Here is a 7320-nt window from a genome sequence, read left to right as displayed (position 1 = left end):
ACCTAATTTCACAGTTGCATTAAACCTACTCTCCAATACACCGAGCTGGTTAAATGCACTCAATGCATTACCAATGCCCCTCGGCCTTGACTTGCGTGGCGGTGTTTACTTCTTACTACAAGTGGACATGAAGGGCGCTGTTCAAAAGAAGGTGACTTCTTTGGCAACAGATATTCGCAGTCAGCTGCGTGACAAATCCATTCGCCAACAAGGCATCGAGCGCAGTCAAGATTCTATTACCCTGACTTTCGGCAGTACCGAGGATGCTGAAAAGGCGCGCTCCGTCTTAATGACTAGTCAGCCTGATCTGACCTGGCAAATTAAGCCAACCGGTCTTTCTCCAAAACTCATTGGCGAATTTAAACCCACTGCCTTGAAAGAGATTCAAGATAACGCAGTAAAACAAAATATCGTCACATTGAATAAGCGTGTGAATGAGTTGGCTGTTAAAGAGCCAGTGATTCAGCAACAAGGTGCTGAGCGTATCGTGGTGCAATTACCAGGCGTACAAGATACTGCGCGCGCCAAAGACATTATTGGTCGCACCGCCACTCTCGAATCCAGATTGGCAGACCCCATCCTTTCTACAATTGCTGTTGGTGAGACTCCGCCTCCAGGCATGGACGTATTCCGCTTTGGCGAGAACCGTCAAGGCGTATTCAAAAAATCAGTCATTTTCAGTGGTGATCGCATTACTGACGCGAGTGCTGGCTTCGATCAAAATCAGCGCCCAGCCGTCAACATCTCTTTAGATGCTGCTGGTGGTCGTGTAATGCAAGAGGTCACTCGTGAAAACATCGGCAAGCCAATGGGCATGATCCTGTTTGAAAAAGGCAAAGGCGAGGTTCTCACCATTGCCACGATTCAAGGTGAATTTGGCTCCAAGTTTCAAATTACTGGTCAGCCGACTACCGAGAGCGCAAATGACTTGGCCCTCTTGTTACGTGCAGGCTCACTTGCAGCACCAATGGAGATCATTGAAGAGCGCACGATTGGACCTAGTTTGGGCGCAGAAAATATTGAGAAGGGTTTTAAATCCCTCATCATTGGCTTTGGAGCTATCTCTATTTTCATGATTGCGTACTACCTACTGTTTGGCACCTTCTCAGTTGTGGCGCTTGCAGTGAACTTATTGCTGTTGATATCTGTGTTATCGATGTTACAAGCCACCCTAACCTTGCCAGGTATCGCCGCGATGGCATTAGCTCTTGGTATGGCGATTGACTCCAACGTCTTAATTATCGAACGTATTCGCGAGGAGCTGCGTAATGGCGCTGCTCCGCAAACGGCCATTGCTGTTGGCTTTAATAAAGCTTGGGCAACGATCTTGGATTCAAACGTCACTACCTTAATCGCCGGTCTTGCATTGCTAGCATTTGGCTCCGGACCAATCAAAGGCTTCGCGGTAGTGCATTGCCTTGGTATTTTGACTTCAATGTTCTCAGCAGTCTTTTTCTCACGCGGCCTAGTTAATCTCTGGTACGGCAGAGGTAAAAAAGTTCAGAAACTCGCTATCGGCCAAGTTTGGCGTCCACAGGAGAAATAAGCCATGGAATTTTTCCGGATCAAAAAAGACATTCCCTTCATGCGCCATGCATTGGCGCTCAATGCGGTTTCTCTAATCACCTTTTTAGCCGCCGTCTTCTTCCTTTGGCATAACGGCCTTCATCTTTCAATTGAGTTCACTGGCGGTACGGTAATGGAGGTTACTTACCCACAGACTGCTCCTTTGGACTCGATTAGGTCGAATGTAGAAAAGTTAGGTTATTCCGATACGCAGATTCAGAACTTTGGTAGCTCACGTGATGTGATGATTCGCCTGCCACTACAAAAAGACGCTGAAGGGAAAATGATTTCTTCTGCCGATCAAAGTGCAGCAGTGATGAAAGCGCTTGAACCAGCCACCTCTGGTGTGAAGCTGCAGCGTGTCGAGTTTGTTGGGCCACAGGTTGGTCGTGAGCTTGCGATTGATGGGCTCTTAGCGCTGTTATTCGTGATTATTGGCATTGTGATTTACCTCTCTTTCCGTTTTGAGTGGAAATTTGCTGTCGCAGGCATCATCGCGAACTTGCATGACATCGTGATTATTCTTGGCTTCTTTGCCTTCTTCCAATGGGAATTCTCGCTCTCCGTGTTGGCAGCGGTATTGGCTGTATTGGGCTACTCAGTAAACGAGTCTGTGGTGATCTTTGACCGTATTCGCGAAAACTTCCGCAAATACCGCAAGATGAATACCCGCGAAATTATTGATAATGCAATTACCAGCACAATTAGTCGTACCATGATTACTCACGGCAGCACTGAAATGATGGTGTTGGCAATGTTGATTTTTGGTGGCCCCACCCTTTTCTACTTTGCTTTGGCATTGACCATCGGTATTTTGTTTGGTATCTACTCTTCAGTGTTCGTGGCAGCAGCTTTAGCGATGTGGCTAGGCGTTACCCGTGAAGACTTGGTGAAGGGTGAACGTAAGCCTGATGATGCCGCCCGTAATGATGACCCCAACTTTGGGGCACAGGTCTAAGACTTATCTAAGTAGTTAGCTTAGCGTGAAATTCTGATGCTCAAGGGCGGCTAATATTTTCTTAGTCGCGCCTTGATGCTCGATCGAGTAGGCTGTTGCAGCGCTCGACATCTTTGCCAGTTCGGCAGTATTCAATAACAATTCTTTTAAAGCCTCCATCAGGGCAATCGACTCACTTAAGATGAGCTCACCCTTGACACGCTTTGCAGCGCCCATCTCGATAGCATCTAATGCGGCCTGCTCGAAGTTATAAGTATACTCACCAAGCAACACTGGACATCCAGCAGCACAGGCTTCAATCAGATTCTGCCCACCAAAAGGAAGTAGGCTACCACCCATGACCACCAAGTCAGCAGCACTGTAATACATCGGCATCTCGCCCATTGAATCACCTAGAATTACATCTACATCTTGATCGACATTCGGCATCTCAGGCCACCCTGTACGACGGCGAAATCTCAAGCCAGCTTCATGAATTTGATTGGCTACATCAGAGAAACGCTCAGGATGACGTGGCACCAAACAGAGCAATGGCGCAATCTCAAGGGCATTAGAGGCCAAAAGGTCCTTCCAGGCCTTGAGGATGATCGCCTCTTCACCATCACGGGTACTGGCAGCACAAATCATCAAGCGCTGATTTAAATGCAACTCTTGCTTCCAAGCTTGACCTTGTTGAACTAAGTCTGAATCCAGCGGCACGTCAAACTTGAGATTACCAACGATCTCCACTTTTTTAACGCCAAGACTGCGATAGCGGTCAGCATCGAATTGTGTTTGAGCCAAGATGCCCGCAAATGCTTGAAATAAAGATCTACCGGCACTACCAAAACGATTCACGCGACGGGCGCTACGTTGAGATAGGCGAGCGTTTACTAAAAATAATGGTAGGCCGATTTCTGCGCAATAAAACACTACAGTTGGCCAAGCTTCAGTCTCCATAAGCAAACCGAACTTGGGTTTGAATGCGCGAATGAAATTAGCAACAGACCAGCACAGATCATAAGGAAGATATAGCTGGCGTAGCTTACCTGCGGCAATCGCTTTGGCAAATAAAGCAGCGCCAGTGCGACGGCCATTGAGTGTCATATGAGTTAGCAGAACTGTTTCACCACGTTCGAGATAAGCCTCTATCAGGGGCTGAGCAGCTCTAGTCTCACCAACAGATACCGCATGAATCCATACCGATCCCTCAGCAATCTTTTTGCCATAGGAAAAACCGAGGCGCTCAGAGAAGTGGTTTAAATATTCAGATGAGTGGCGTGTACGCCAGGCAAGACGAATGAATGCAAACGGCAATAAGAGATGCCAAAGCAGTTGATAAACAGCAAAACAGATCTTGGGGCGGGCACCGTATTGCGAATCCTGCGGTGCGCGCCCAAGGCTTGGAGTCAAACTCACTTTTTCAGACGTTCGGTCAACTCGACCGCCTTGCCTAAATAAGAAGACGGTGTCATCTCCAGCAATAAGGCTTTTGCATCATCAGGGATTTGCAAGCCACGAATGAAGGTTTGTAAATCGGCTTGGTTAATGCCTTTGCCACGAGTGAGCTCTTTGAGTTGCTCATACGGGTTCTCAATGCCATAGCGACGCATGACGGTTTGTACTGGCTCTGCCAATATTTCCCAGCACTCATCCAAGTCTGCAGCAATTGCAGCATGGTTCACTTCCAACTTGCCTAAACCACGCAAGGCGCTGTCATAGGCTAAAACACTATGGCCAAAGGCTGGTCCTAGGTTACGCAACACGGTTGAATCAGTCAGGTCGCGTTGCCAGCGAGAAATCGGCAATTTCTCGGCTAAGTGACGCAGTAAGGCATTTGCTACACCCAAGTTACCTTCAGAATTTTCAAAGTCAATTGGATTCACCTTGTGTGGCATGGTTGATGAACCAATCTCACCGGCTTTGGTGCGTTGCTTAAAGTAACCAATCGAAATATAAGCCCAGAAATCTCGGTCCATATCCAACAAGATTGTGTTGGCGCGGGCAATCGCATCAAATAACTCAGCCATACCATCGTGCGGCTCAATCTGAATCGTATACGGATTAAATGTGAGACCTAAACGCTTCTCAACAACATTCTTGGAAAAGTTTTCCCAATCGAAATTCGGGTAAGCAGATAAATGCGCATTGTAATTACCAACGGCACCGTTCATTTTTCCTAACAAGGGTACCGCTGCAATCGTTGTAATCGCACGCTCTAAACGTTTAGCGATATTAGCCAACTCTTTACCTAATGTACTTGGAGAAGCGGGCTGGCCATGCGTGCGAGATAACAAAGGCACCTTGGCATTCTCAATTGCTAAATCCGTTAATAAAGAAAGTACTTTTCTGAGTTGTGGCAACAACACTTCATCACGCGCCCCACGCAACATCAAACCATGCGAAGTATTGTTAATGTCTTCAGAGGTGCAAGCAAAGTGAATAAATTCACTAGCCTTCAACAAATCTGGTCGACCAGCTACTTTTTCTTTTAAGAAATATTCAACCGCTTTGACATCATGATTAGTAACTGCCTCGATGTCCTTAATACGTTGCGCATCGGCGTCAGAGAATTTTTCTGGCAAAGATAATAAAAAAGCTTCATCTGCCGCACTAATTTTTGGCACATCCGGCAGACCTGCAGCAGCCAAAGCCAGCAGCCAATGGATCTCCACAAACACCCGCTGACGCATAAATGCAGCTTCGGATAACCAAGGGCGTAAGGCATCTAGCTTTCCAGCATAACGGCCGTCTATAGGAGAAAGTGCATTGAGGGTAGAAATCGGCTGACTCACGAATATTGCCTTTACATTGAATATGTCAATAAACCCTGATTTTAATCGTTCTTGAGGGCAACCCAATTTGGCTATACTGAGCCACATGAAACTGATCGGATCCCTCACTAGCCCCTACGTACGCAAGGTACGCATTGTTTTTTTGGAAAAAAAGGTTGATGTAGACCTCGAACTCGAAAATGTCTGGGCTGCAGACACCAAAATTGCACATAACAACCCTTTAGGCAAGATTCCTTGCTTAATTTTGGAGGATGGTGAAGCCATTTATGACTCCCGAGTGATTGCGGAGTATGTTGATACCCTTAGCCCTGTAAGCAAGCTCATTCCAACTGGTAGCCGCGAGCGCGTCGCAGTCAAAACATGGGAAGCACTGGCTGATGGAGTAGATGATGCTGGAATTTTGGCTCGCTTAGAGGCGACCTTCCACCCGCCAGAGCAACAGAGCTCCGATTGGCTTGAGCGCCAAATGGGCAAAATTAACTCCGCGTTAGCCCAAATGTCCCGTGAATTAGGCGAAAACACCTGGTGCCATGGAAACCAGATAACCCTGGCGGATATTGCAGTGGGATGTGCATTAGGCTATATGTTGTTCCGCTTCCCGAATATCGCCTGGCAAGCTCAATATCCTAACCTAGACGCCCTATATCAAAAGTTGATGCAAAGGCCTTCCTTTGCTGAAACAGCGCCTCCAGCGGCCTAAATGAGGGCAATACTTAGGCGGAAATAATTCCACCGCCTAAGCAGATATCGCCGTCATATAAAACGGCAGACTGGCCAGGAGTCACTGCCCACTGGGCTTCCGGAAAAGTCAATTCAAAGTTCAAGGGCCCTTCTACTCCAGGAGCCAGAGAGCATGCTGAGTCTACTTGGCGATAACGGGTTTTTGCTGAATACTGCCCTGGTGAGGGGGCTACTCCATCAACCCAGCTAGCATCTATTGCAGAGAGCTGATTAGCCAATAACCATGGATGTTCGTGACCTTGCGCCACATATAGAGTGTTGCTCTCAACGTCTTTACGGGCTACATACCAAGCATCGCCATTGCCATCTTGACTGCCACCTAGGCCAATGCCCTTACGCTGCCCTAAGGTAAAGAAGGCAAGTCCCATATGCTCTCCAACGACTTTACCTTCAGGGGTTTTAATGGGCCCTGGGGTACGCGGCAAGTAGCGGTTTAAGAATTCCCGGAAAGGGCGTTCACCAATAAAACAAATACCGGTGGAATCTTTTTTGCGCGCATTGTGCAAACCAATTTGCTCGGCAATCTTGCGCACCTCCGTTTTTGGAATTTCTCCCAAAGGAAATAAAACATTTGCTAGCTGAGATTGAGTCAGGCGATGCAAGAAGTAACTTTGGTCTTTGCTGGCATCTAATGCCTTTAATAACTGTACACGCCCACCTTCGTGACGAACCCGTGCATAGTGGCCAGTAGCAATGGCATCGGCACCCAAGCTCATGGCGTGGTCTAAAAAGGCTTTGAACTTAATTTCTGCATTACAGAGTACATCGGGGTTTGGGGTTCGCCCTGCGGCGTATTCCCGCAAAAACTCAGCAAATACGCGCTCACGATACTCGGCAGCAAAATTGACCGCTTCAACATCAATTCCAATCAAGTCAGCCACGGACACCACATCTAGCCAATCTTGGCGGGCGGAGCAATACTCATCGCTATCATCGTCTTCCCAGTTTTTCATAAAAAGGCCAATCACTTCATAGCCTTGCTGCTTGAGCATCCAGGCTGCAACAGACGAATCCACTCCTCCAGACATGCCCACGACGACTTTGGATGGTTTTGAGGCAGGTATTGCAGAAGAATTGAGCGGGATCATCAAAAAATGCGAGAATTCGACATAAGCTAAAACCCCTATTGTAGAAGCCTTAACTCAACTTAGCCCCAGAGCTAAAGTGAAATGGCGTAAAACGTAAGGGTATCCATATATATGTGTATTCGCGTATATATACCTAAAATAGATTTTTTTTGAATCATTAGCATTTGGAGACATGCCATGCGCATAGGAGTAC

General features: G+C 47.3%; 6 protein-coding genes. 3 read left to right on the top strand and 3 right to left on the bottom strand.

Annotation, left to right across the window (positions count from 1 at the left end):
• Together secD and secF are read left to right on the top strand one after the other, a co-directional pair.
• On the top strand, positions 1-1546 hold a 1546-nt coding region (gene secD / locus B7X71_RS09945; RefSeq protein WP_293600641.1), incomplete at its 5' end, for a protein translocase subunit SecD.
• 3 nt (positions 1547-1549) lie between these two features.
• Entirely contained in the window at positions 1550-2524 is a 975-nt protein-coding gene (secF, locus tag B7X71_RS09940; RefSeq protein WP_293598042.1) for a protein translocase subunit SecF, read from the top strand.
• Positions 2525-2539: 15 nt separating this feature from the next.
• On the opposite strand, the gene B7X71_RS09935 is transcribed toward secF, so the two are convergent.
• The gene (locus B7X71_RS09935) at positions 2540-3922 is read right to left on the bottom strand and encodes a 3-deoxy-D-manno-octulosonic acid transferase (protein ID WP_363926924.1); all 1383 of its coding nucleotides are present in this window, start codon (positions 3920-3922) and stop codon (positions 2540-2542) included.
• Complete coding sequence (gene purB / locus B7X71_RS09930; protein ID WP_293598041.1) at positions 3919-5298, bottom strand: adenylosuccinate lyase; 1380 nt, start codon at positions 5296-5298, stop codon at positions 3919-3921. Before purB ends, B7X71_RS09935 begins: the two co-directional genes overlap by 4 nt.
• 85 nt (positions 5299-5383) lie before the next feature.
• On the opposite strand from purB, the gene B7X71_RS09925 reads away from it, so the two are divergent.
• Complete coding sequence (locus B7X71_RS09925) at positions 5384-5998, top strand: glutathione S-transferase (RefSeq protein WP_293598040.1); 615 nt, start codon at positions 5384-5386, stop codon at positions 5996-5998.
• A 13-nt stretch (positions 5999-6011) separates the two neighbouring features.
• On the opposite strand, the gene mnmA is transcribed toward B7X71_RS09925, so the two are convergent.
• The gene (gene mnmA, locus B7X71_RS09920; protein WP_293598039.1) at positions 6012-7127 is read right to left on the bottom strand and encodes a tRNA 2-thiouridine(34) synthase MnmA; all 1116 of its coding nucleotides are present in this window, start codon (positions 7125-7127) and stop codon (positions 6012-6014) included.
• Positions 7128-7320: the final 193 nt, after the last annotated feature.

The sequence above is a fragment of the Polynucleobacter sp. 39-46-10 genome (genome assembly GCF_002282275.1).
The sequence above is the reverse complement of the archived record's forward strand: the minus strand, read 5'-3'. Positions and strand labels throughout refer to the sequence as shown.

What these genes read in the sequence shown, in the direction of transcription:
- secF (WP_293598042.1), top strand. Translation starts at nt 1,550, where the DNA reads ATGGAATTTTTCCGGATCAAAAAAGACATTCCCTTCATGCGCCATGCA.
- B7X71_RS09925 (WP_293598040.1), top strand. Translation starts at nt 5,384, where the DNA reads ATGAAACTGATCGGATCCCTCACTAGCCCCTACGTACGCAAGGTACGC.
- mnmA (WP_293598039.1), bottom strand. Translation starts at nt 7,127, where the DNA reads ATGATCCCGCTCAATTCTTCTGCAATACCTGCCTCAAAACCATCCAAA.